This is a genomic window from Nocardia cerradoensis NBRC 101014, assembly GCF_000308535.1.
Classification (GTDB): Bacteria; Actinomycetota; Actinomycetes; order Mycobacteriales; family Mycobacteriaceae; genus Nocardia; species Nocardia cerradoensis.
The window spans coordinates 1-24,560 of sequence record NZ_BAFW01000382.1; the positions used below are offsets into that span (position 1 = coordinate 1).

The 24,560-nt window shown below is 65.9% G+C and carries 25 protein-coding genes and 2 pseudogenes; 17 read left to right on the top strand and 10 right to left on the bottom strand.

Annotated elements, in window-relative coordinates; all coding sequences use genetic code 11:
• The 6 genes and pseudogenes from ON23_RS33405 to ON23_RS33430 form a co-directional block, all read left to right on the top strand.
• Positions 1 to 364: pseudogene (locus ON23_RS33405) on the top strand (MCE family protein); the annotation flags it as partial.
• Positions 361 to 1,398 carry an MCE family protein gene (locus ON23_RS33410; protein ID WP_039783499.1) on the top strand — a complete coding sequence of 346 codons (1,038 nt, stop codon included), beginning with the start codon at positions 361 to 363 and terminating at the stop codon, positions 1,396 to 1,398. The pseudogene ON23_RS33405 and the gene ON23_RS33410, both read left to right, overlap by 4 nt.
• A gap of 8 nt (positions 1,399 to 1,406) precedes the next feature.
• Positions 1,407 to 2,459 carry an MCE family protein gene (locus ON23_RS33415; RefSeq protein WP_039783502.1) on the top strand — a complete coding sequence of 351 codons (1,053 nt, stop codon included), beginning with the start codon at positions 1,407 to 1,409 and terminating at the stop codon, positions 2,457 to 2,459.
• Entirely contained in the window at positions 2,456 to 3,571 is a 1,116-nt protein-coding gene (locus tag ON23_RS33420) for an MCE family protein (RefSeq protein WP_039783504.1), read from the top strand. Before ON23_RS33415 ends, ON23_RS33420 begins: the two co-directional genes overlap by 4 nt.
• A gap of 25 nt (positions 3,572 to 3,596) precedes the next feature.
• Complete coding sequence (locus ON23_RS33425) at positions 3,597 to 4,721, top strand: MlaD family protein (protein ID WP_039783506.1); 1,125 nt, start codon at positions 3,597 to 3,599, stop codon at positions 4,719 to 4,721.
• 11 nt (positions 4,722 to 4,732) lie between these two features.
• Positions 4,733 to 5,995, top strand: coding sequence for an MlaD family protein (locus tag ON23_RS33430; RefSeq protein ID WP_039783508.1), 1,263 nt, complete (start codon positions 4,733 to 4,735; stop codon positions 5,993 to 5,995).
• Positions 5,996 to 6,033: 38 nt separating this feature from the next.
• Here the strand turns inward: ON23_RS33430 and ON23_RS33435 are convergent, their stop codons facing one another.
• Positions 6,034 to 6,591, bottom strand: coding sequence for a TetR/AcrR family transcriptional regulator (locus ON23_RS33435; protein ID WP_039783511.1), 558 nt, complete (start codon positions 6,589 to 6,591; stop codon positions 6,034 to 6,036).
• 6 nt (positions 6,592 to 6,597) lie between these two features.
• Positions 6,598 to 7,191 carry a TetR/AcrR family transcriptional regulator gene (locus ON23_RS33440; RefSeq protein WP_051043707.1) on the bottom strand — a complete coding sequence of 198 codons (594 nt, stop codon included), beginning with the start codon at positions 7,189 to 7,191 and terminating at the stop codon, positions 6,598 to 6,600.
• A 182-nt stretch (positions 7,192 to 7,373) separates the two neighbouring features.
• On the opposite strand from ON23_RS33440, the gene ON23_RS33445 reads away from it, so the two are divergent.
• The 6 genes from ON23_RS33445 (at position 7,374) to ON23_RS33470 (ending at position 11,622) form a co-directional block, all read left to right on the top strand.
• Entirely contained in the window at positions 7,374 to 8,117 is a 744-nt protein-coding gene (locus ON23_RS33445; RefSeq protein ID WP_039783515.1) for a hypothetical protein, read from the top strand.
• A 20-nt stretch (positions 8,118 to 8,137) separates the two neighbouring features.
• Complete coding sequence (locus tag ON23_RS33450; RefSeq protein ID WP_039783561.1) at positions 8,138 to 8,884, top strand: hypothetical protein; 747 nt, start codon at positions 8,138 to 8,140, stop codon at positions 8,882 to 8,884.
• Positions 8,884 to 9,492: a cytochrome c oxidase subunit 3 gene (locus ON23_RS33455; protein ID WP_039783517.1), complete on the top strand. Its 609-nt coding sequence runs from the start codon at positions 8,884 to 8,886 to the stop codon at positions 9,490 to 9,492. Before ON23_RS33450 ends, ON23_RS33455 begins: the two co-directional genes overlap by 1 nt.
• Before the next feature lie 4 nt (positions 9,493 to 9,496).
• Positions 9,497 to 9,808 (top strand): cytochrome C oxidase subunit IV family protein, encoded by a 312-nt coding sequence (locus ON23_RS33460; protein WP_051043708.1) that lies wholly within the window; start codon positions 9,497 to 9,499, stop codon positions 9,806 to 9,808.
• A gap of 247 nt (positions 9,809 to 10,055) precedes the next feature.
• Positions 10,056 to 10,922 (top strand): MlaE family ABC transporter permease, encoded by an 867-nt coding sequence (locus ON23_RS33465; RefSeq protein WP_039783518.1) that lies wholly within the window; start codon positions 10,056 to 10,058, stop codon positions 10,920 to 10,922.
• Between the two features lie 91 nt (positions 10,923 to 11,013).
• The gene (locus ON23_RS33470) at positions 11,014 to 11,622 is read left to right on the top strand and encodes an Rv1363c family protein (RefSeq protein ID WP_039783565.1); all 609 of its coding nucleotides are present in this window, start codon (positions 11,014 to 11,016) and stop codon (positions 11,620 to 11,622) included.
• Here the strand turns inward: ON23_RS33470 and ON23_RS39650 are convergent.
• The gene (locus ON23_RS39650) at positions 11,516 to 12,115 is read right to left on the bottom strand and encodes an AMP-binding enzyme (protein WP_218001143.1); all 600 of its coding nucleotides are present in this window, start codon (positions 12,113 to 12,115) and stop codon (positions 11,516 to 11,518) included. The genes ON23_RS33470 and ON23_RS39650 overlap by 107 nt on opposite strands.
• On the opposite strand from ON23_RS39650, the pseudogene ON23_RS39540 reads away from it, so the two are divergent.
• Positions 12,058 to 13,112: pseudogene (locus tag ON23_RS39540) on the top strand (transposase family protein); the annotation flags it as partial. The gene ON23_RS39650 and the pseudogene ON23_RS39540 sit on opposite strands and share 58 nt — an antisense overlap.
• Positions 13,113 to 13,329: 217 nt before the next feature.
• Here ON23_RS39540 and ON23_RS33485 read toward each other — a convergent pair.
• Positions 13,330 to 13,770, bottom strand: a complete 441-nt coding sequence (locus ON23_RS33485; RefSeq protein ID WP_039783520.1) for a TetR/AcrR family transcriptional regulator — start codon at positions 13,768 to 13,770, stop codon at positions 13,330 to 13,332.
• 223 nt (positions 13,771 to 13,993) lie between these two features.
• On the opposite strand from ON23_RS33485, the gene ON23_RS33490 reads away from it, so the two are divergent.
• On the top strand, positions 13,994 to 15,418 hold the full coding sequence (locus tag ON23_RS33490) for an MFS transporter (RefSeq protein ID WP_210743186.1): 1,425 nt from the start codon (positions 13,994 to 13,996) through the stop codon (positions 15,416 to 15,418).
• Between the two features lies 1 nt (position 15,419).
• Positions 15,420 to 16,007: a TetR/AcrR family transcriptional regulator gene (locus tag ON23_RS33495; RefSeq protein WP_039783521.1), complete on the top strand. Its 588-nt coding sequence runs from the start codon at positions 15,420 to 15,422 to the stop codon at positions 16,005 to 16,007.
• 504 nt (positions 16,008 to 16,511) lie between these two features.
• Here the strand turns inward: ON23_RS33495 and ON23_RS33500 are convergent.
• Complete coding sequence (locus tag ON23_RS33500; protein ID WP_039783523.1) at positions 16,512 to 17,027, bottom strand: winged helix-turn-helix transcriptional regulator; 516 nt, start codon at positions 17,025 to 17,027, stop codon at positions 16,512 to 16,514.
• Between the two features lie 46 nt (positions 17,028 to 17,073).
• Here ON23_RS33500 and ON23_RS33505 point away from each other — a divergent pair, with 46 nt between their 5' ends.
• Together ON23_RS33505 and ON23_RS33510 are read left to right on the top strand one after the other, a co-directional pair.
• Entirely contained in the window at positions 17,074 to 17,505 is a 432-nt protein-coding gene (locus tag ON23_RS33505; RefSeq protein ID WP_051043712.1) for a nuclear transport factor 2 family protein, read from the top strand.
• Positions 17,506 to 17,740: 235 nt separating this feature from the next.
• Positions 17,741 to 18,790 (top strand): class I SAM-dependent methyltransferase, encoded by a 1,050-nt coding sequence (locus ON23_RS33510; RefSeq protein WP_210743187.1) that lies wholly within the window; start codon positions 17,741 to 17,743, stop codon positions 18,788 to 18,790.
• A gap of 360 nt (positions 18,791 to 19,150) precedes the next feature.
• On the opposite strand, the gene ON23_RS33515 is transcribed toward ON23_RS33510, so the two are convergent.
• From ON23_RS33515 to ON23_RS33535, 5 genes are read right to left on the bottom strand one after another with little or no spacing between them, the layout of a single operon-like run.
• Positions 19,151 to 20,200 (bottom strand): ketopantoate reductase family protein, encoded by a 1,050-nt coding sequence (locus ON23_RS33515; RefSeq protein ID WP_063821394.1) that lies wholly within the window; start codon positions 20,198 to 20,200, stop codon positions 19,151 to 19,153.
• Positions 20,197 to 20,958 carry a DUF1684 domain-containing protein gene (locus ON23_RS33520; protein WP_039783526.1) on the bottom strand — a complete coding sequence of 254 codons (762 nt, stop codon included), beginning with the start codon at positions 20,956 to 20,958 and terminating at the stop codon, positions 20,197 to 20,199. The genes ON23_RS33515 and ON23_RS33520 overlap by 4 nt, the downstream gene beginning before the upstream one ends.
• Before the next feature lie 58 nt (positions 20,959 to 21,016).
• A complete protein-coding gene (locus tag ON23_RS33525; RefSeq protein WP_039783528.1) occupies positions 21,017 to 22,693 on the bottom strand; it encodes a dipeptide ABC transporter ATP-binding protein in 1,677 nt (558 codons plus the stop codon).
• Positions 22,690 to 23,583 carry an ABC transporter permease gene (locus ON23_RS33530; protein ID WP_039783530.1) on the bottom strand — a complete coding sequence of 298 codons (894 nt, stop codon included), beginning with the start codon at positions 23,581 to 23,583 and terminating at the stop codon, positions 22,690 to 22,692. The genes ON23_RS33525 and ON23_RS33530 overlap by 4 nt, the downstream gene beginning before the upstream one ends.
• Position 23,584: 1 nt before the next feature.
• Positions 23,585 to 24,541, bottom strand: coding sequence for an ABC transporter permease (locus ON23_RS33535; RefSeq protein ID WP_039783532.1), 957 nt, complete (start codon positions 24,539 to 24,541; stop codon positions 23,585 to 23,587).
• Between the last annotated feature and the right edge of the window lie 19 nt (positions 24,542 to 24,560).

Sequence of the window (24,560 nt, forward strand, 5' to 3'; positions counted from 1 at the left end):
GTTCTCCGGGATGTGGGATCCGCAGACCCAGACCGCGACCGCGAAGATCATTCTCGAGCTGACGCCGCACCGGCAGTACACCCGGGCGGACTGCCCGCGTTACGGCGACCTCGCGGGGCCGAGCTGCACCACCGGCCCGCCAGGAGGTCCCACCATCATCGGGCCGAACGCAGCACCCGCCAGCAGCCCCACGTTGATCGGCGGGAACGTCGGCGAATCGGGCAGCCGGCAGGAACAGGAACGAATAGCCTCGATCCTCGGCGGTCTGCCGAACGCGGCGGCCGATATTCTGTTCGGCCCGCTGCTGCGCGGCAACAACGCCGAGGTACGGCCCGCACCGGACGCCGCGGGAGGTCCGCGATGAGCTACCGCAAACCGCTGATCGTTCTGATCGTCTTCCTGGTTGTCTCCATCGGCCTGACCTGGACGATGTATGTGACCCTGGCACGCAGCGTGAGCGGGCGGACCGAGCCCTACTCCGCGATCTTCACCGACGTGTCCGGCCTGCACGCGGGTGACGATGTTCGGATGGCCGGGGTACGGGTGGGCCGGGTGCAGGCAGTCGACCTCGACGGCATCCGGGCCGAGGTCACCTTCGAGGTCCAGCAGGGACAGCGGCTGTACGGCAACACCGCGGCGTCGGTCACCTACCAGAACCTGATCGGCCAGCGATATCTCGGATTGTCGTTGCGGGACTTCGGCGAACCCGGTGTGCTGCCGCCCGGCAGCCGTATCCCGGTCGAGCACACCGAACCGTCGTTCGATATTTCCAAGCTGCTCAACGGTTTCGAGCCGCTGTTCAGCATGCTGGATCCACAGCAGATCGACAACATCAGCGCGGCGGTGGTCCGGGCGCTGCAGGGCGACGACGGCGCGATCACCACGCTCATCGCCGAGACCGCCTCGCTCGCACAGGCTTTCGCCGGGCCGGATCAGATTCTGGGGCAGGTCATAGACAACCTCAGCGGGGTGGTCGGTGACCTGTCGCGACAGAGCGGGAATCTGCGCACGATACTGCAACAGACCCACCGGATATTCGACGGTCTGGCACAGCAGCGCGACCAGTTGTTCGGCCAGATCGACGCCATCTCCGGCACCTTGAGCCGGGCGGCGGCCGTGGTGCGGGGCGCGAGTCCGGCACTGAATCACATCGTCGACCGCGACCCGGGATTCGCCCAGCACTTCATCGACAACAAGGACAAGTTCGCATACCTGGGCTTCAACCTGCCGCTGCTGCTCAAGGGTCTGGCGCGCATCACCGACAACGGCGCCTATCTGGACGCCTATGTCTGTGACGTGAGGGTCGGCATGATCCCCGGGATCGACCCGCTGATCGCGACGATTCTCGGACAGGGCACACCCAGCGGCAAGGTCGAGCATTCGGGAATCTGCAGGTGAGGCAGTTCATGAGACACGCAGTAGCCCGGATCTGGGCACGTCGGCCGACCCGGCCACTCGAGGAGTACAGCGCACTTCGGATCGGACTCGCCGCCGTCGTGGTCCTCGCGGCGGTCGTCGGCGGCACCGTCTTCGTGAACTCGCGACATCTCGGCCGAGAGACCTACCGGGCGGATTTCGCTCAGGCCGCCGGGGTCGGTGCCGGTGACGGTGTGACCCTGGCCGGTATCGAGGTCGGCACCGTCACCGGCACCCGACTGGCCGGGGACCACGTGGTCGTGACGATGAAGCTGCGGCGCGGGCTGCCGCTGGGCGCCGACACCGGAGCGGCCATCAAACTGACGACGCTGCTGGGTTCTCGCTACGTCGAGCTCCGCCCCGCCGGCCCGGGACATGTGGCGGGGAACGCAATCGCGCTGGCGCACACCGAAGTTCCCTACGACCTCGAGACCGCCTTGCAGAACGCCACCACTACGTTCAGCGGAATCGACGCCGATCGGATCGCCCAGGCGATGAGTGCATTGACCGATCAACTGCGCGGCACTCCGGTCGTGGTGCCGGAGACGCTGCACAACATCAACACTCTCGCCTCGGTCATCGGCAACCGGCGTGCCCAGCTCGGGCAGCTTCTCACCAGTACCGACCAGGTCACCACGGTGCTGCGTGACCAGCAGCGGGAGCTGGCGGGGATGATCGATCAAGGGCGAAACGTGCTGCAACAGATCATTTCCCGGCAACAGGCCTTCGTGGGACTGCTCAATGCCGCCACCGGCTTGGTACAGGAACTGAAGCCCATCGCGGTGGACGATCAGCCCGAGATCCAGCAACTGCTCGACAATCTGTCGCAGATGATTGGAATGTTCGCCGGGCACGACGATCTGCTTCGCAATATTCTGCAGATTCTCCCGGTGCCGTGGCGGCTGTTCGCGAATGCCACCGGCACCGGTCCGGAACTGGTAGGCAACGGTCCCGACGGCGCCTTCATCGACTCCTTCATGTGCGCGCTGAGCGGATACGCGCAGAAGGTCGGCAAACCCACATATCTGCAGGACTGCAAATGACGAAAATCTGTCGAGCAGTGCGGCTTTCGGTGCTGGTGATCGTCGGTGCCGCACTGGCCGGATGTGCGAGCGGCCCGATCGCCGGCGTCACCGACCCGACAATCACCCTGACCGCGCAGTTCCCGAGCACGAGCGGGCTCTACGTGGGAAATTCGGTCGATGTGCTGGGGATGCGGGTAGGCAAGGTGGTCGCCCTCACCGATCACGCCACTCGCGTGGATGTCACCATGAAGGTCGACAAATGGATCAAGATCCCGGCCGGCGCCCAGGCGGTGACCGTCTCGGACTCCCTGCTCACCGATCGCCACATCGAACTCACACCGGTCTACCGGCAAGGTCCGGTACTGCACGACGGCGCGGTGCTCGGACTCGACCACACCAAGGTCCCCGTCGAATTCGACAGTCTGCTGGCGATGGGCGACAAACTCGCCACCTCACTCGGCGGGGACGGGAAGGGGCAGGGGCCGGTCGCGGGACTGCTGGATGTCGGCTCACAGATCGCGGTGGGCAACGGAAACGACCTGCGGGACGCGATGAGCGAGCTGTCGCGTGCATTGCGGCTGGGCCCGGACAACGGACAGGCGACCCGTTCCGCGGTGACTCGGATCGTTCAGAACCTCGATACGCTCACCGCGGCGGCGTCGCGCAACGACAAGGCTTTGCGCGAATTCGGTTCGGGCCTGCACACTCTCAGCGAAATACTGGCCGATCAGAATCTCGGATCCGGCGATACCGGGACGAAACTGAATCAGATCGTCGTCGCGATTTCCGGTCTGCTGGAGCGCAATCGAGGCGCGCTGCACAATCTGGCGTCGAACGCGGGCACCACGACGAAATCACTGGCCGACTACAACGACAACCTCGCCGAATTCCTCGACGTCTTCCCGCTGGTGACCGACAACGCCTACAACGCGATCGACCAGAACATCGGTGCTCTGCGTGGCACCGTAGGCCTCGACAAGTTCTTCCTCGACGGGCAGATGCTGAAGGAGGCCTGCAATCTGCTCGGCCTGAGAGAGCTCGGCTGCGCGACCGGAACCCCGCGGGACATGGGTCCGGATTTCGGACTCGGCCAGATGCTGTCGGCCATCGCGGGCGTACCGCCGAAGTAGCAGGCGAAGGCGAAGTAGGAGAACGATGTTCGATTCGAGGCAACGCACACCACGGCACCGGCCGGCCGCCGTCGCTGTCGTCCTGGCGGTATCGGCGGCCACCTGGTCGGCCTCTGGATGTGCGGCGAGCCTGGACCGCCTCCCACTGCCGGCGCCGACCGTTGCGGGCTACCGAGTGACCGCTACCTTCGCCAATGCACTCAACCTGCCCACCAAGGCGAAGGTCCGGCTCAACGGCGCCGATATCGGCCAGGTCGAATCGATGCGGGCCGAAAATTACACGGCCGTGGTGGCGATGCGTATCCGATCCGGGGTGCTACTACCCGCCGGTACCACCGCCGAACTGCGCTCCGCCACGCCGATGGGTGATGTCTTCGTGGCACTGACACCCCCGGCACACCCCGAGCCGGGCGCTCCGGCACTCGGTGACGGTGCGAGTATTCCCTTGCGGGCGACATCGGCGGCCGCGACCATCGAAGAGGTACTGACGAAGGCATCGCTACTGGTCAATGGCGGTGCGATCGAGAACGTGACAAGTCTGGCCAACAGCCTCGGGCAGTCGGTCGGCGGACGGGGCGATCGGCTCGCCGCCATGATCCGCCAGACCCGCGACCTGGTGAACAATCTGGCGGCTCGCTCGGACCGTATTCGCGAGATCCTGGCGACCGCCGGCGATCTGAGTGCGGCCGCGGCCGCACAGCGCGCCGACATCGACGACGCGATGTCGGCGGCCGGACCGGCATTGCAGGTCGTGGGCGACAACACCCAGCAGTTGGTCGATCTGACCGGACAGGTGAACCGAATCGCGCAGGAACTCGGCAAATACCCGTCGATCAACGGGACCAGCGACCGCAGCATCGTCGAGTCCGTGAACATGCTCGCCGCCGGGTTGAATGCCGCCGCTACCGACCCCGGTGCCGATCTCGACAACCTGAACACCATCATTCCGATCATCTTGAAGGTCACCGACGCCTCATCGGCGCACGTGACAGTCGATGTCGTCCGTCTGGCGGCGGGTGCGGTCGCCGATCCGAACACTCCCGCCGATTCCGGTGCCCGACCACCCGACGGGTCGGATTGGACCAATTTCATCGGCTCGCTGAGCTACACACTCAACCGGTTGAAGAGCAAAGTCGAGCCGCCGCGATGAGGACGATCTCGATGAGTGCCGCGCTGGAACCACCGGCGCGAGCGGTGGTGTTCACGGCACGGCAGATGTCCAGGCATCGAATCCTGACATCGTGTGTCTCCCTGCTGGTGGTGTTGGTCCTCGCCGTCGGATATCTGCTGCTCGGCTCGCTCCAGGTCGATCCGATGCGATCGAATTACCGGGTGCGGATCGCGTTGGCGCAATCCGGCGGTCTGCTTCCCGGGCAGGACGTCACCCTGCGCGGCGTGCGGATCGGGCGCGTGCGCTCGGTCGACGCGGACAGCAGTGGGGTCGTCGCGGTCGCCGCCATCGACTCCCGTACCCGGATTCCCGTTCACACTCACGTGCGGGTGGCATCCCTGTCGGCCGCCGGTGAGCAGTACCTCGATTTCCGCCCCGAGTCCGATGCCGGTCCCTATCTGTCCGACGACGCTGTGATCGACCAGCGCGACACCTCGACGCCGACCACATTGGCAGAACTGCTGGACAGCCTCAACGGCACCTTGACGCAGGTCGACCCGGCGAAGATCGAAGCGATCGTGCGCGAGCTCGGCATGAGCTCGGCCGGGCCGGACAAACTGGCGGCAGTCGTCGACGGCGGCATGTTCATGCTGTCGACTCTGGATTCGATACTGCCGCAAACAGTTTCGCTGCTGCACAACAGCAAGGCTGTCCTCACCGCAGTGGGCGAGACGGCGCCCGGGCTGCAGTCGACCGCCCAGAATCTGTCCACGACGATGGCGGGAGTTTCCGCGATGACCGGTGGCTACCAGGATCTTCTCGGTAACACCCCCGGCGCTCTCACCGCAGTGGATTCGCTCATCGCCGACAACTCATCCACCATGGTGCAGTTGCTCGGCAACCTCACCACCACCGCGCAGATGGCCTACGTGCACACTCCCGCACTCCAGGAGTTCTTCTTCCCACAGCAACGCACCGGCTCGACCCTCGATGCCATCGGTACCGGCCTGCACGACGGCGCCGCCTGGGCACTGGTGAGCGCGTACCCGAAGTATTCCTGTGATTACGATCTGCCTCGGTTACCGGGCTCCGTTCCGAACTATCCGGAACCGTATCTGAACGCACGGTGTACCGACCCGGATCCGGCCGTCCTGCCACGTGGCGCCGCGAACGCACCCCGCCCGCCCGGTGACAACACCTCCGCCGCGCCACCCGGTGCGGATCCCCGGCAGCGCGCCGATCCCACACCGAGGGGCCTGCTCACCTACGACGGCGGGCCGGCGAGCCGAGGCAATATACCGCCGCCGAAATGAGACCACCGGTCCCGCAGCGTGTGTCGCCGCGGCGGTCCTCAGATGCTCTTTGAAAAACCTGGTGCGATGAACTGCCGAATCATGTCGTATTCGGTGTCGGGGTCCTTGATCGGCCAGCGCCACAGTGCGAATACCACCCGGACGAGCCATTGCGCCGCCGCGGGCTCACGCATGGGGCGGCCGAGCATCTGTTGGGCGAGACCTTCGACGATCGTCGATTCGATGAGCCACTCACCCTCGTGCTTGTTCATCATCGCGTGCATCATCATCGGGCCCAAGGGGTCGGATCGGATGCGGTCCAGGGAAACGACGATGGCGGTGACGATGCGATCCGTGCCGTCGAGATCATCGATGCTACTTCTGACCAGCTCGACGATCCGCGCGGAGAACAGCGTGAGCACGACCTCGCGAATCGCCGCTTTACCGCCCGCGTGACGATAGATGGTGGCCGGCGAGCAATGGATCTTCCTGGCGAGTGCGTCGATACTGAACTTGTCGAAACCGTCGCGCGCGATGAGTTCGGCCGCGGCGGCGTAGATACGCTCCGACGCCTCGCTGCCGCGATCGCGCCCGATCAACCAATCCCTGGACGTCACAGTCGATCAATCCTTCTCTGCGAGTGCCTCGACGATGGCGGTGACCTGAGGCGCCAGTATCGGTGTCAGTGGCTGTTCGCCGAATCCCGAAGCGGCCCAGCAGCGTACGCCGTCGCCGACGAATACTTGTGCGATGCGCGCTGCTCGCACCACGTCGAGTCCGGCAGGAAGTTTGCCATCGCGTTGTGCTTGCCGGAACGGCTCCAGGAACAGGTAGGCGAGATCGGCCTCGGTGGCGCCGCCGGCGAGCGCGCGCCGCTCGAGCCGATATGCCTCGAGTACCGTCTCGAAAACCAGTTCCGGCGGATAGATACGGGCTCCTCGTTCGAGGGTTTCGACGACGGCGGTGACAACATCGATCAGCTCGTAAGGGCCGGATACCACGACCTCGGCGGCGCGGTGGGCGTCATCCATCGTCAGTGTCTCTGCCTCGAGCAGCACATCCTCTCGGCGCGCGAAGTACACGTAGAAGAGTGCCTTCGACACACCCGCCGCCTTGGCGATGTCGGTGACCGTGGTGTCGGCGAATCCTTTGGTGCGCCACAGCGCCATCGCCGCCTGAATGATCGCCTCCCGGCTGGCCTGCGAGCGTGCACGCACGGGAACGGCACGCTTCTGACTACCGTCACTATCGGAACTCGACGAAACATGCGCCATATCAGTGACTCTACTCCACTTCAAACATTGACTACCGTCAGATTGACTGCGATGCTTGCGATGTAGTCGAGGCGCGGCGGCCGTCTATTCGACGATCGGGCGCACCCCCTGAGGGGAGAGAACCGTTGCAAGATTCGATCGCGAACGAGGATCCCGTGCTGAGCACGAATCTTCGTGCGCAGCAGGCCATTCTGTGGTCCACGCCGGTGATCGCACTGGTTCTGCTGGTGCTCTTCGCCGCATTTCCCGGATTCGTTCCGCCGATGTCGCCGAATATGACCGCGGCGCAAGTGGCGCAGTTCTACGCGGACAACACCGCGTTGATTCGCTTCAGTCAGGTCGGGTTCAACCTGTTCGGTGTGCTGATCGTGCCGTTCTTCGTATTGATCATGGGCCGGATGACACGCATGGGCGGCCAGAGCCACATCTTCGCGTTCTCGTATCTGGGAGCGATCGTCGCCGGAGTCACCTTGTTCGCGTTGTCGAACATCGTCTTCGGTGTCGCGGCCTTCCGCCCCGACCGGGGACCGGAACTGGTGCAGACACTCAACGATCTGGCCTGGATTCTGTTCATCGCGCCGATCGGAATGCTCCTGGCGCAGTTCGTATTACTGGCTCTGGCAGTCCATTTCGACGACGGGGAACGGCCGGTGTTCCCGAAATGGGTCGCACCCTATTCGCTGGTCACCGCGGTGGCGATGGCGCCGTCGGCGGGTGCGGCGGTGTTCCGCGACGGCCCGCTGGCATGGGACGGGTTCATCTCGTTCTGGTTGCGCAACAGCGCCTTCGCCGTGTTCGTCGTGGTGATGTTCTTCCTGGTGCGCGCCGCTCTGGGACGCCAGGCTCGGGACGAAGCGGGTGTGCCGTGACCACGACCTCGGGCCGCCCGGTGGATGTCGACGCCGGGATTCGCGCGCGGAGAAGCGGACTCGACGTGTGGATCACCTTCTGGACGTTCGCCGTCTTCTATGCGGTGCTCTCGATCGGCGTCGTCTTCTTCGGGCGGGCAACTCCGCCGCCTCGGCCGGATGTGACAGATCTGCAGGTGCAGGAGTGGTTCGACAAGCACCAGCTGGGGATCCAGATCGGTTTCTGCGCGCTGTTGGTGCTCGCGGGCGGAGCCGCGGTGTCCAACGGCATCATCGGCTACTTCATGAAGCGGATGTCATCGGGCCCGATGCTGGCATATGCCTACATCGCCGGGATGGGAGTCGGTGCGGTCCCCGGTTTCCAGCTGCTGCTGGTGTGCTGGCTGACGGCAACGTTCCGGCCGGGCCGCGATCCGGCGATCCAGCACACGCTCTACGACTTGGGGATGTTGTCCTACAACGGCTCGCTGGGCTGCTTCACCGCCGCTTATACCGTGCTGGCCATTGCCATTCTCTACGACCGCAACCGAGTATTTCCGAAGTGGTTTGCCTATATTTCGGTATGGCAGGTCGTCACCGAGGTTTTAGCGACCCAGATGTGGGTGTTTCATTCGGGTGCTTTCGCCTGGAACGGAATGATCACCTTCTACGTGGCGATCATTGTGTTCGCATTGTGGGTGGGATGTCTGTTGCCGATTCTGCACAACGCCACCCGTGCCGAGGGTAGTAACGCCCGGCCGCTCTACACCGGCAAGGGGGTGGCCTGATGACAGTCTCGGATGAACCGGCTTCCGTGGGCAAACCGGTTGCGCCGGATGATGTCTCGCGCTCACCCCGGCTGCCCGGCGATGCGGACATGTGGGTGATGGTGCTGGGTGACCTGTTCTTCTTCGGCTGCTACTTCGTCGTCTACATGGTCTTCCGTACCAGGTCGGCCGGCGATTTCGCCGCCGCGCAGCAGCATCTGAATCTGAGCATCGGTGTCGTCAACACCATCGTTCTGCTCACCAGTTCCATGTTCGTCGCCCTCGCCGTGATCTCCGCCAGGCAAGGCGTCGTCGCGTCCGCGCGCCGGCTGCTGGCGGCGGCCGGCGGGTGTGGCGTGGTGTTCGCGATGCTGAAAGCGTGCGAGTGGTACCTGGAGATCTCCCGAGGGCATACCGTCGGTACCGAGTTCTTCAGTTTCTACTACGCGCTCACCGGAATTCACCTGGCCCATCTGCTGCTGGGCATGCTGATCCTCGGCGTCGTGGGCCGCGAACTACGCAATTCCCGCCGCCCTCGGGTCGGCCTGGTCGAGCAGGGTGCCGTGTTCTGGCACATGATCGACCTGCTCTGGATCGTCATCTTCGCCATCGTCTACCTCATGAGGTGACCTCGTGGTAGCACCCACCGATACCAGTGACGCGGCGCGCCACCGTCGTGACAAGCGGTTCATCATCTACTCCTGGGCGGCTCTCACGGCGATCACCGTGCTCACCTGGCGTCTCGCGCCGGGCCACGCGGAAGCTCACGAGGGCACGGGCGGCAAAGCGCTCGTCGCTGCGATCGTCGTCCTCGGGATGATCAAATGTCGCGTAATCACCCACTCCTTCATGGAGGTCCGGCGCGCTCCGCGCTGGCTCGGGATAGTCACCGATACCTGGCTTGTCATCGTGTGGGCGGTCCTGCTCGGTATCTACCTCTATTGAGGGACGGTATCCGTTTGTCCGGAAATATCGCCACCACCGTGGTGCGTCTTGTGTGTGAGGCGGACATTGCCGTCGCAAATTCTCTGAAATTATGATTCTCATTGTTGAAGAGTTATATTCTCGAACTGAGGGGCATGCCGCGAACGAGCCAGTGAGTCACCGTCGCCGGGTCGTTCGTGTCCGGAAATACTCGGGAGGAAGCGATGGTCGATGTCGAGGATTCCGTTGCCGCGAAAGCGGGCCTGTGATGGCCGCGCCGTCTGTTCCGACGGATCGGGCCGCCGGTCGGTCCGCTGTCGGTGAGATCCGGGAGTGGGGCGCCGGGTACTTACGCCGCCATCCTGGCGCGTCGCTGGAAACTGTTGGGGGGCAGTTCGTCCTGAGTGTCCGAGCGATTCAGTATCTGACTGCCGACATGGTGAGGGGGCGCTTCCCGTTTCGGGAATTCGTCCAGCAGGCAGTGTTCATGGCCAAGACCGCCTACGTCCCGACCGTCGCGGTGGCGCTGCCCATCAGTGCGACGATGTCGATCCAGTTCGGGCTGCTGGCCGGTCAGGTCGGGGCGACGTCACTGGCCGGTGCCGCGGGAGGCCTGGCCGTGATACGGCAGGCCGCACCGTTGGTCACCGCGATCTTGCTGGCAGCCGCCGTGGGGTCGGCGATCTGCTCGGATCTCGGCGCCCGGAAAATCCGTGAAGAGATCGATGCCATGGAGGTCATGGGAGTATCCGCGCTCCGGGCGCTCGTCGTGCCACGGCTGGCGGCCTGTGTCGTGGTGGCCATCGGGCTGACGGGACTGAGCGCCTTCGTCGGGTTCCTCGCCGGATATCTGTTCAATGTCTACATCCAGAACGGCACGCCGGGAAGCTATCTGGCCACCTTCTCCTCGTTCGCACGAGTCGGTGACCTGTGGTTGGCGATGGTGAAGGCCGTGGTCTTCGGCGTCATCGTCACCGTCGTCTCCTGCCACAAGGGGCTGACCACCAAGGGCGGTCCGGGCGGCGTCGCCAATTCGGTCAATGCCGCGGTCGTGGCCACCATCATTCTGTTGATGCTGGTGAACGCCGGCTTCACCGAGCTTTACACCATCCTGTTTCCGAGAACCACCCTCTGATCCCCGGTACGAGGCGAACAGCCGGCTGAAACAGCCTGGGCGACAACGGTTGAGCATACGACGATGGGACGGGACGATGGACACGACTGAGGTGTCGAAGGCCGACGAGGACGATGCAGTGGTGTCGGTCGAGCCCGATGCCTCGACGACCGAGGCGACAGGACCGGGCGCGCCGCGGGAAGCGGAGCCCGCCGAGGGCAACGCGGTGCCGAAGTGGCGCAGGTGGCTGCCGCGACCGGGGACCGCGGTGCTGATCGTGCTGCTGGTAGCTGCGACCGCAGGGTGCGTCGTCTTCGGATCGAAGTTCCGCACGCTACATAATCGCGAGGATGCCGGCCGCGCGGCATCGGCCGCGGCGCAGGACTACGCGGTCGCGCTGACCAATATCGACTTCGCCCACCTCGACGCCGACACCGCGACCGTCCTGAACGGCGCCACCGGCGAGTTCGAGGCCATGTACCGCCAGTCTGCCGAACAGCTGAAACCTGTTCTGTTGCAGGCGAAAGCGGTAAGCAAAGGCCGTGTGGTCGCCGCGAGCGTACAGTCCGAGTCCGAGAACCATGCGGTGATCATGCTGTTCGTCGACGCCGAGATCACCAACGTGACGAACCCCCAGCCCCGTCTCGACCGCAACCGCCTTCTGATGACCATGGATCGTGTCGACGGGCGCTGGCTGGCAAGCAAGGTCGAGTTGCCATAGTCCGGCCGATGACCAGCCCCATCCCGTCCGTCGGCCTCGGACCGACCTTCTCCACCCCGCCGGGTGCCGACGTGGCAGTTCCTGCGAAATGCATTGCTGCGCAGCCGGGATTTCGACGTGTCGGCGGCGATACTGCCGACGCGGGGCCGAAGTGGGGGATGGGGCGGGCGCTGTCAACGGCGGGAACGATGAAGGCGCGCAGCCGTTTTCCGAAGTCGGGGTCATCGACGCCGATCACGGCGGCGTCCAGGACCTTGGGGTGATCGGCGAGCTCAACGCGTTGGCCATCGCATTCGAAGGCCGGATCACCCCGACCGGAAACCAACCCTACCGGGTCAGATTCACCGGTGATCCGGCTCTGGCTCACTTTCGGTGGTAGTTGATACACGGTGACGGCACGATGCCTTGGTGTCTGTGGCGAATGTTGCTGTGGGGATGGTGTTCTCGGGTTTGTCGATGCTGATCGTGGACGATGTTGTCGATGAGGGCCCACGGGTCGTGGTGCGGGCCAAGGCGGCGCCGGTCCCGGCGGTGTGCTCGCGGTGCGGGGCCGAGTCGTCGAAGGTCCACAGCTACCATCACCGGACCGTGGCGGATCCGCCGGTCGACGGCCGCTTGGTGGTCGTGCGGGTGCGGGTGCGGCGGCTGGTCTGCCCGACGCCGCAGTGCTGCAGGACCTTTCGTGAGCAGATTCCCGGGCTGCTCGAACGCTACCAACGGTGAACGACCCGGCTGACTGGTCAGGTGCGGGCGATCGTGAAGGAACTGGCCGGTCGGGCTGCGGTCCGCGTGTTGGCTGCGTTGCCGGTTCGACTCTCCCGGCACACCGCGGTGCGGGTGCTGCTGGCGATCCCGTTGCCACGCCGCCCGGTTCCCCGGGTGATCAGCGTGGACGACTTCGCCCTGCGACGCCGAAACCGTTACTGCACAGCGGTTATCGATGCTGTGACTCATGAACGAATTGACGTTCTGGCCGACCGCAAATCTGAAACCCTCGAAAAATGGCTTCGCGGCCATCCTGGCGTCGAGGTCGTCGCTGCCCATGGCCGATGCTGGGCCGCGGCCGGCCCGAAACGACAGACCCTCACCCGCGAGACCACCACCCTGGAACGCTGGCATGCGGTGCACGACCTGCTGAATCAGGGCGTCGGATTGCTGGACTGCGCCCGCCGCCTCGGCCTGGCGTTGAACATGGTGAAACGCTATGCCCGCGCACCCGAACCAGATCAATTGCGCCGCCCACCGTACTACGGCCTGCCTGGTCGACCCCTATCGCGACCATCTGCGCCGCCGCCGCATCGAGCAGCCCGGTGTTCCGGTCCTGCACCTGTTCCACGAGATCACAGCGCTCGGCTACACCGGCAAGCCTGAACCTGCTGCACAAATACCTCAACCAGGGCCGCGCCGAAAGCGACCGCATCACTCCCTCCCCACGGCGGCTGACCTCCTGGATCATGAGTCGGCCCAACGATCTTCCCGCCGGACGCCGAACTCACTTGGCCTGCGAGGGCGAGCAGAGCGAGTGTGCGGGTCGTGCGATGAGGCATCGGTGACTCCAAGAATTGAACGCTGCCCAGGGCAGCGCTGATCGACGGCGCGTGTGCGCCGCGAAGACAACGGGATATGGAAGGAGCGAGAGGACACGGCATCGCTGGAGGTGCATTCGGCAGCCGCGCAAGTGATTTCAGTGCCGCGGGCGGCGGTTGCTCACGGTGCGTTGAGGGCGTGGAAGAGCATGTGGGTGAGGGTGTCTGTGATCGTTTCCTTGGCCGGCCGCGGGTCGGTGTGGCACCAGTCGTAGACCAGTCCGTCGATCGCGCCCACGAATGCCACGAAGATCGGGCGGAAGTCCCGGTGCGGGATACGGCCTTGGCGGACGAGTTCCTCGGCGATGGCGCATTGCACCCCGATCCAGTTCTCCCGGATCTGTCTGCGGTGTGCTTCCAGTTGCGGGCTGACTCCGATGACGGTGACGAACAGCAGGGTGGCCCACCGCGGATCCTCGGCGAAGCTGTCGACGTAGGCCTCGATGTTGCGGTGGATGAGATCGCGTGTGTATCCCTGAGCGAACAGCAGTTCGTCGCGGGATGCGAATTCTTCGTAGAACTGGCGGGTGGACAGGTTGGCTTCGGCGCAGACCCGCGCCACGCTACCGGCGCGAACAGCGGCACGGTCGGGATCCGAGCAGGGAGTTCCGGGCCAACCGCCTGAGATCTCACAGGCTACTTAGTGAGTGAACTTACTTGACATTGTGAGTACGCCCGTCAAGACTGAGTGAGTTAACTCACTCAGTCGAGAGGGTGCGGAAATGCAGGAGGCTTTGAGGCAAGAGCCCGGGCGGCGGCGATTGGTGCTGAGGTCCAGGCTGGGAGTGGCTGTATTGGTACTGCTGTGCGCTGTCCAGTTTCTGGACATCGTGGACTCGGCGATCGTGAACGTCGCCCTGCCGTCCATCCAGCACAGTTTGCATTTCACACAACAGAATCTGCAGTGGGTGGCCAGTGGCTACATCTTGACTTATGGGGGATTTCTGCTGGCCGGCGGCCGTCTGGGCGATCTGCTCGGCCGCCGCCGCATGCTGTTCGCGGGTCTGGTTGTGTTCGCTTCATCGTCATTGACGGCCGGACTGACCGACGATGCCGGGCTGCTGATCGCGGCGCGGCTTGTGCAGGGCATCGGGGCGGCGTTCATGGCTCCCGCGGCGCTGTCCGAACTCACGACGAGTTTCCGCGAGGGCAAGGATCGGGACACGGCGCTCGGGGTGTGGGGCGGCATCAGCGGCGTGGCCGCGGCGGCGGGTGTGTTCCTCGGGGGAATCATCGCCCAGGGACCGGGCTGGCGGTGGGTCTTCTTCGTGAATCCGCCCATCTGTGTCGCGGTAATCGCTTGTGCCGTAATGCTTCTGGCGGACGACCGGCCCAGCCGGACCGGGCGGGCCGCCTTCGATTCGCACGGCGCGGTGCTGCTGACCGGCGGCATGCTGCTGCTGGTGTACGGACTGGTGCGCGCGCCGATCGTGGGCTGGGGCTCGCTTTCCACCGTCCTGTGCTTGGGCGGATCGGCCGCTTTGCTCGCCGCGTTCGCCCTCAACGAAGCACGCACCCGTGATCCGCTGGTGCCCGCGCCGGTTCTGCGGGTGAAAGGGCTGGTCGCAGCGGATCTGACCCAATTGATCGCGTTCGCCGGGTTCTTCTCGCTGCTTTTCTATGCCACCCTCTACATGCAGGAGATCCTGCACTACTCGCCATGCCGCCGCCAGCCCGGCCGTCTCCGGCGGGACGCCCGCGTTGGCCGCGGCGGTGACTGCGACGAACACCGGCCCCGCCCCCAACGACATCACGAGGAATCCCGGCAGGAGATCTTCGAGGTAGGAACCGTGCATCGGCACCTTGGACACGTAATAGATGCCTGCCCCGGCGAGCAGGCAGCCCACGACCATCACCGAGCGGGTGCCGACGCGCGTGATCAGTTGCGACGCAACGCCTCCGGCGACGGCGAACCCGGCGGTGATCGGAAGGTAGGCGAATCCGGCCCGGATCGGCGGAACTCGTCCCAGCAGGTCGGCAGCGCGGCCGGCCTCGCGATCCTGTCCGCCGTCGCCATCACCCGCACCGACAATCTGATCGCCGCGGGCGCTTCCGCCGCCGTGGCCGCCGATTCCGGCTACCAGCGTGCGCTGCTTGTCGGGGCCATCCTGATGGGGGTCGCGGCCCTGATCGCCCTGCGCACCGGCAATACGCGAATGCGAGCACCGCTGGTCATGGTCGACGCGGAAGCGTCGTATCCTGCTAAGTGAGATGACCGACTCAACCCAGACCACGGCCGTCGCACCGCGGCCAGGCAAACGGCAGCGGCTCGTAGCCGCTGCCGTTCAACTCCTGCACCGACAGGGAGTGCAGAGGACCACGCTCGCCGACATCGCGCAAGCGGCCGAAGTGCCGCCCGGCAATGTCTACTACTACTTCAAAACCAAGGACGAGGTGGTCACCGCCGCCATCGGCGCCCACCTCCAGCAGATCAGGCGAGACCTGGCCGATATCGACGCTCGCTTCGATTCGCCGAGAAGCCGCCTGAAAGCCCTCGTGGATCTGTTCACCGCCGACAGCGAGACCGTCGCCCAATACGGTTGCCCCGTCGGCACTCTCTGCTCTGAACTCGACAAACGGCCGGCGCACGAGGCGTTCCCCGTCGCCGACCTGATACATCTCCCCATCGCCTGGGCCGAAACCCAGTTCCGCGCCCTCGGCCGGGCCGACGCCCACGACCTAGCCCTCGAGCTCATGGCCGCCTATCAAGGCAGCGCCCTGCTGTCCAACACGCTCCGCGACCCCACCATCCTCACAATCACGGCCCGTCGCCTGACCCACTGGCTGACCACGCTGTGAACGTGCGTCCGGCAACACGGACGGACGCCTGTCGAGAGTCCCCGGACACGCTTTCGGAGAATTGACTCGGCACCACTGGGTGACCGGCGGGCGGCCGCGCCCACTTCCGGTCCACGGGACCATCTCGACGAGCCCGAGCCGACTGCCGTCGGCCACGCGCACCTATACGTGCGGGTGGCCGGGACATCGCCGGTGAGCTTCGGACCGTCGCGTCGTGATCTTGTCGCGCCGAAATCCGGTTGGTTGGCTCGTGGGGACGACCTTGCCAAGGTGACAAGGACCAGCGCGGGCGGGAATTGACGTTTGTGGTGACGTTCGGCTCTGGCGCCGGCACCGCTGGACAACGGCCGGTATCCGGTGCGCGGCCGGCTGGTGCGAACAAGCTCCGGACCGCGGCGCTCACTCTAGGCGGCGAAGCAAGCACGGGCCGTTGACCCCGGTTCGTAGCGGGGCGCCAGCTGGGACCCTTGTGTGCCAGACGAACCGCCGGCGACCCGATCTCGCTCACGGTGTTGTGCGGTCGCCCACGGAATTCAGCACGGTCGCGATCAGCGCGGTACCTTCGCCGGTGCGGCCGCCCGGACCCGGCTGATAGACAACCGATTCCGGCGTCAGCTCGCCGCCGCAGCCATCGCATGTCACCTTCGCCTCGACTCGATGACCGCACGGGCGATGGTGCAGAACCAGCGGTGGCCCCTCGGCCCCGGATTCCCATTTGTCACCCCACGCCATGAGGGCGAACAGCACCGGAATCAACTCCTGACCCTTGTCGGTCAGGTGGTATTCGTATCGGTCGGGCCGCTGGTCGTATCGGTGACGGCGCAGTACGCCCTGGTCCAACAGCCGCTGCAATCGCTGGCTCAGCACGTTGGTGGCGATACCGAGGTCGCGCTGCAACTCCTCGAACCGCCGCAGGCCCAGCGCCGCATCGCGAAGGATCAGCAGGGTCCACGAGTCTCCGACGATCGACGCCGAACGCGCGATCGAGCACGCGATCTCGTTAAAGTTCGTTCGCCCCATCTTCCAGTCCCTTGCTTTAAGCAAGCTAGCTGCTTACAGTCGTTTTATGTATCACACCATCGTACGGTTCCTGGTCCGGAGAACGTGGCGCCGGACCGGCTCGGGTGATCACGACGCCGCCGTGGCGATGGCGGCGCCGGACCTGCGATTCCGCTTCCTCGGCGATACCCCGCTCGGTGCCGATCTGCGCGGACCGGAGGCGTTTCGCGATTGGTTCGCGCGCTTCGATCAACTGCTGCCGGGACTGCGCCTGGAATTGGTGGATGTGGTCTCCAGCGGCCCGCCCTGGAGAACGAAGGTCGCGGTCCAGCTGCGGGTGAGTGGAACCCTGGCCGACGGCAGCGGTTACCGCAACACCGCGATGCAGTGGCTCACCCTGCGCTGGGGCAAGCTGGTGGACGATCTGGTCCTGGAGGACACCCTGACCCTGCAACGCGCCCTCGACCGGCAGCAGGCAGAGGGGGCGACCGCCCGATAGCTATGAGGTCGGCACCACCCGATAGACGATCTCTACGCCGCCACCGGCCAACGGGCGCGAACTCTCGAATTCGAGATCCGTCCGCGCATCCAGCGAATCCGTCAGGCGCACACCGCCGCTGACGACGAACTGCCTTGTCGGCAGCAGGCCAGGAAGGATGTGTTGTGGCGAATCCTATGGCACCCGACTGCATTCGGTGTGTCCTCGGGAACTGCACCGCGAACGCTTCGTGGGTGTGCTGATCGCGACCACGATGCAGCAGTGGCTGGCGAGGTCTTCCGCTCGGGCGGTGCTCCATCCGGTCGTGTCGTCCATTCCGGGGGTGTTCAGCAGCACCGAGATCGGTCTCCCGTCGGCGGTGTGCCGGCCCAACCCGCGCCGTGCGGCAATTCAGATACTCTGCTTTGAAATTCTTCTCCGGCGCAGTGAAGGATACCTGCCTATGGCCACCGATAAGGCGGACACGTCGTTCATGCCGATGGTGATCGCGGCCTGCGAACAGCGTGAGTCGCCGCAGCAGCGCCTTCTCACCGACGGACTGGCCGCCACGATGCTGCCCGCGCCGCTGCGCGCCCTGCTCGGGCTTCGCGTGGTCCGCACCCGGTTGGCTGTGCTGATGGACCGCGACGCGCCCGGGATCTGGAACAGCATCGCCTGCCGCAAGCGGTATCTCGACGATGCCGTCGCGCAGGCGATCGCCGATGGCATCGCCCAGATCGTGGTGCTGGGTGCCGGATTCGACACCCGCGCCGCACGTTTCACCGCCGCATCCGAGGTCACCGCGGTGGAAGTGGACCTGCCCCGTACCGTCGCGCGTAAGCGTCGCCGGCTCGGCGACAGTCGGGTCGTCCTGGCGCCCATCGACTTCGAGCACGACGACCTGGCCACCGTTCTGACGGACCACGGCTACGATCCGGCCCACCCGGCGATCATCGTCTGGGAGGGCGTCACCCAGTACCTGACGGCCGATGCCGTGCACGACACCCTGCATGCCTTCGACAGTGCGGCATCCGGCACCCGGCTCGCCTTCACCTATGTCCGTCAGGAGTTTCTGGACGGCACCGAACTCTACGACGCGCCCGGCCTACGTCGCCGCTTCGTCGACACGGGTGTCTGGCGGTTCGGCCTGCGCCCTGCCGAGGTTGCGGAATTGCTCTCCTGCTTCGGCTGGCACGAACACGAGCAGGTCGGCCGGGACGAATACCGCGAGCGCTACCTCGAACCGGTGGGTCGCATCGGACCGGTCTCGCCGGTCGAGCGCTGCGTGGCGGCTGTCAAGAACTGATCGTCTCCGGCAGCGCTGTCCGGAGATGTCAGCAGGCGGCCCAACAGGCCTCCCGGGCCACTGAGCTGGGAGACCAGCTGCGTCCACAGCCGCTGGTCAGCTGCCTGCCGGACCTCGAAGATACAGCGTTCCAGGGGCCTCATCCCCGGCAGCAGGGCCGGCCGTTCGGGGAACGTGCGCATCGCCAGGGACTGTCGATCAACGACGTCCTTTCGTCCCCGCAGTCGCAGCAGCCGGTTTCGGATGCCTGATCGGGTGGGGAATCCACGCCTCAGTTGTTCGCCCAGCGGCTCGAAGTTCAGTTGCTCGATCAGCCACTCCGCAGATCCAGCCTTCACGAGTTGTTGACAGCAGTGTTTGTCAGGGGCGGAGCAGTTCGCCTGCGCGGGGGGCGCTGTCGCTCACCGGCAGAAGATTCGTCAAGGTCTTCAGTCCGGGGAGGTCCAGTCCGCCGCCGTCGCGGGTGGCTCGGCCCAGCAGTTGTTGCAGCGTGGTGTTGAGCGGCGCGGCGACGCCGTGCAGGCGGGCGAGCAGTGCGATTTCGCCGTTGAGGTAATCGATTTCGTTGCCGGCCGCGCCGCGTGCGAAGCTCTGCCAGGTGGATTGGCGCCCGGGGGGTGCGGTGTTTCGGGTGGCGCGTTGTCGACTGAAGACGGAGGCGAGCGCGACCGGCTCGTGAAACGTGATTCCGGCTGCGGCGAGAACCAGCCGGGCTTCGGTGACCAATGCGGCACCGACCGCGGCCTTGGCGGATGGGTCGCCGCTGAGAACCTCGAGACCGTTCTTCACACTGTGCAGGATTTTCGCGGCTTTGTGGGCGCGGATATCCGGTACGGCCTCGGCATGGAAGTTCGCTTTCCCGAGGTCGTCGACCAGGGTTGCCACGGCACTTCCGCCGCGGGCGGAGTCACCGGTGGCGAGTCCGGCGATCATCGCGCCGACAGTCGGGCTCGCGCCGACGTGAATTTCCCCGAGGCGCTCGTAGCGGGCGGAAACCAGCAGGACGGCGCCGATCACGGAGGCGAACCAGCGAGCCACCATGCCTTCGGCGGCCAACCCGTTCTGCACGGTCACCACCGGGATGTGGTCGGCGGACAGGCCTGTCACGGCGCCGTCGGGATTTCGAACGTCGCGCCAGGCCATGTCCTCGGCGGCGGCACCCACATCCTGGGTTTTGGCGGTGAGTACAAGGATATCGCCGGTGTGCAACGCCAAGTCGTCGGTTGTCGCCGCGACGGGCAGGCGCACGTTCCGGATGCCCGTCGGGGTGTGATACTTCACGGGGTGCTGCCGGAAGTACCGTAGCGCGTCGCCGCGGGCAATCAGTAGGACGTCCTGTCCGCTGTCGGCCAGTTCCACGGCCAGCGTCGTCCCGACCGCTCCGGCACCGACGATCACATAGCGAGTCACCGCGGTGCCGAATCGCTGTAGCGCAGGCGGGTTTCGCCCGCCCGGATCGGGATGTCGAGCCGGTTCGGGGCCGGTGGGAGGGGGCACAGGTAGTGGTCGGAGAAGGTGCAGGGGGGCAGATAGGCGCGGTTGAAATCGACGGTGACCCGGCCGCTGTGGTCCGGCGGTGGCACAGTCAGGAAGCGGAACCGCTGGGTTTCGGTGCCGTTGGTGGCGTCGGCGAAGGTGATCTGCGTGTCTCCCTCGGGTGTGCGCACGCCCTCGAAGGCGATGTCACGGCCGCCGACGGTGAGATGGATGCGCGATGCCGCGTTCTCACTGACGAATCCGTCGATGTGGTCGAGTCGCAGTGTGGCCGAGATCTTTTCGGCGACGCCCTCGATCACCCATGCGCGGTCGGGGGCGAATGCGTCGATACCCGCCAGTCCGGTCCGGGTCGCGGCCTGCGGGTCGAACACCCGCAGCGCGAGTTCGCCGGCCCGAATCAACGGCTGCAGCAGAAGGGCGCCGAGTACATGCCCACGGCCGGGCTCGAGTTCCACCCGGAACCCGTCCGCGTCCGCGCCGACGGCGCGGCCGTCGACCGCAACCCAGGCACCGGGTAGGCCGTCGATATGGATCGGCTCGTCGCCGAGCCAGTGGGTTCCGATCGCCGCGGCCAGTCCGTGCGCGGCGGTGGCGAGGGCGATACGTTCGGCCCGCCATGCGTGCCAGTCGGCCGACCACAGGTCGATGTCCGGTGTCGTGGATGCGGTCACGGTTATGCCTTTCCAATGTTTTGGATTGAATGTGGTTGCGGGGCAGAGCAATACGCGCTCAGGACGGGGCCGTGGCTCGCCGGCCGGGTATCGCCGCGAGCAGTCGCTGGGTGTACTCGTGCGCAGGGTTGCGGAACACCTCTGCGGCCGGGCCGGATTCGATCACCCTTCCGCGTTCGAATACCGAAACGGTGTGCGCCAGCTGCCCGACCACGGCGAGGTCGTGAGAGACGAACACATAGGTCAGGCCCAGCCGTTGCTGCAGGTCCGCGAGCAGCGTGAGAATCTGCTGCTGCACCGAAACGTCCAGGGCCGAAACGGGTTCGTCGAGCAGCACCACCTCCGGCTCCAGCGCCAGCGCGCGGCCGATCGCGACCCGCTGACGTTGCCCGCCGGACAGTTCGGCGGGGCGTCGATCGAGGAAGGTGCGTGGTAGCGCTACCTGGTCGAGCAGTTCCAGGGCTCGTGCCCGGCGGCTACGCCGGTCGCCGATGCCGAAGGACACCAGTGGCTCGACGATGCTGTCGCCGACGGTGAATCGGGGATCCAAGGACGCGAACGGATTCTGGTGCACCAGCTGGAAGCGGCGCCGCAACGGTCGCAGCCGCCGCCAGCTGAGCCCGGTGAGATCCGTGCCGTCGAAACGGACGGTGCCGGTCGTGGGTTTGGTCAGCGCCATGGCGATGCGCAGGGTCGTGGTCTTCCCGGACCCCGATTCGCCGACCAGCGCATGGGTGCGCCCGGCTGCCACGCGAATCGAGACGTCGTCGAGGGCGAGAGTGGTGGGCCGCCCGGGAGTGCCACGCGCGGAACGGAATTCCTTGGACACCGCGACGAGTTCGAGGATCGGTTCGGCCACCTCCACCTCGTCGGGCCGCAGCGTGAACCGGGGTTCGACCACTCCGCCGTGGGCGAGAGCCGGCGCGGCGGCGATGAGGCCGCGCGTGTAGGGGTGCTCGGGGTCGATCAGGATCGCCGCGGGCGTGCCCTCCTCGACGATCCGCCCGCGCCGCATCACCACCACCCGGTCGGCACGGTCGGCGGCCACGGCGAGGTCGTGGGTGATGATCAGCAGTGCGGTACCACTGCCACGCACCAACGACTCGAGATGGTCGAGGATGCGCGCCTGGACGGTCACGTCGAGCGCACTGGTGGGCTCGTCGGCGATGATGAGGTCGGGCTTACCCGCCAGAGCGATGGCGATCAGCACGCGCTGGCGCTGGCCGCCCGACAATTCGTGCGGGTACCGGTGCAGATGGCGTTCGGGTTCGTCAAGCCCCGCTCGGCGCAAGGTGTCGAGCACCTCCGCATGCAGTTCGGGGCCGCGAAGGCCGCGCAGCTTCACCGCCTCGGCCACCTGCTTGCCGATCCGCTGGGTCGGATTCAGCCCGACCATCGGGTCCTGCGGAATCAACCCCACCGTCGCGCCGCGCAGCGCTCGCAGGGCCTTCTCACCGGCTCCCACGAGCTCGGTTCCGGCGACGCGAACCGAGCCGCCGGTGATCTGTGCCCGATCGGGCAGCAGGCCGATGACGGCGAGTGCGGTGGTGGTCTTGCCGGACCCGGATTCGCCGACCAGCGCGACGATTTCGCCGCGGCGAACGCGCAGTCCGACATCGCGCACAGCCGGTTCGACGATGCCCTCGCGCCGGTAGCCCACTTCGAGCCCCTCGATCTCGACGATCGCCGAGTCCTGCGTGGCCACGGTTTCCGCGATTGCGGCGGCGTTCGTCATCGCTTCCACTCCTGCAGCGTCTTGGCGATGTGATTGAGCGACAGCACGGTGAACACGATCACCGCGCCGGGCAACAGCGACACCCACGGCGCGGTCACCAGAAAGTTGCGGCCACCGGCGACCAGCGACCCCCATTCGGCTTGCGGTGGCGCCGCGCCGAAGCCTAGGAAGCTCAGTGCCGCGACGGCGATGATCGCGGTCCCGAAGTCCAGCACCGACAACGCCAGCACCGGCCCCCACGAGTTGGGCAGTACATGGCGCAGCAACACTCTCGGCCACGAGGCGCCGCCGGCGCGGGCGGCCTCGACGTACGGGAGTGTCTTGACGCGCAATACCTCCGACCGCGTGGTTCGCGCGAAGCCGGGCAGGATTCCGACCCCGACGGCGATGGCCACCGGGATGGTTCCGAATCCCAGCGCGGTCACGATCGCCAAGGCGGACAGCAGCCCCGGAATCGCGAGCAGGACATCGACTCCGCGCATGACGACCGAATCGGTGGCCCCGCCGAAGAAGCCGGATACCAGTCCGAGGGCCAGCCCGGCGATCAGGGCGATGCCGACGGCGATGAGGGCTGCCTGCACCGTCAGGCCCGAACCGTAGAGCGTGCGCGCCCACAGGTCCCGCCCGACATCGTCGGTACCGAAAAGGTGAGTCGCACTGGGTGGTCGCAGTCGCTGGGCCGGTGCGGTGGCGTACGGGTCGTGGGAGGTGAACACCGACGGCACGAAGGCCGAGGCGATCACACCCGCGACGATCGCCAGCGCTGCGACGAATCCGGGCCGGCGGGCCAGCCGCACCGCATTCCGGTGCAGCAGTGCGCGGCGTCGCGGTATCGCGGGCTCCGCTGCGGTGACGATGTCCTCCGGAGCCTCGGCCAGGACCTGGACCATGTCAGCTCACCTCCGCTTTCGTGGCATGTGTGATGCGAGGATCCAGGAGTGGGTACAGCAGGTCGACGACCAGATTGACCAGGACGAATCCGGTCGCGGCGATGACGACGATGCCCAGCACCACCGGAATGTCCTTGGCCAGTACGGCTTCCTGTGCGAGCCGGCCGATCCCGTTGCGGCTGAACACCGTTTCGACGACGATCGCGCTGGTTACCGTCGTGCCCACCAGAAGTCCGAGGATGGTCAGCGCCGGGAGCAGCGCATTGCGAAACGCGTGCCGCAGTTGCACCGCGGACCGCGACAGCCCCTTGGCCCTGGCGGTGACGATGTACTGCTCACCCAATGTCTCGTCGAAACTGTGGGTGAGTACCTGGGCCAGCTGGGCCGACGACGGTAGCGCCATGGTGACGACCGGCAGCACCTGCGATCGCCATCCGGCGCTACCCGACGACGGCACCCAGCCCAGGTCGAAGGCGAAGACCTGAATAAGTAACAGCGCCACCAGGAACGAGGGGATCGCGACACCGAGCGCGGGTATCCGGTCGAGCACCGTGCGCAGCGGCCGGAATCGGACGAACGCGGCGAGGTAGGCGACGACGGTGCCGACCACCACCGCAAGAGTTCCGGCGAGGATACTCAGCAGCAGTGTCCCGCCGAGCCGGTCGCCGATCAGCTGGGTGACCGGCATATGTTTGGCGATCGAGGTGCCGAAGTTGCCGTGCAATGCGCCGGTCAGTGCGGAGATGTACTGATCGAGTATCGGGCGGTCGAGTCCGTACTCCGCCTTGGCGGCGGTGAGCTGTTGCGGTGTCAGCGAATCGGTCTCGATGCCGGCCGCGCCGAGCTGGATCGAGACCGGGTCACTGGGCAGCAGATACAGCACGACGAAGGTGAGTGTGAACGCCGCCCACAGCACCACGACGGCCTGTGCGATGCGGCGGGCAGCGTAGCTGGTCACGGTATCTTCCTTCTCTCGC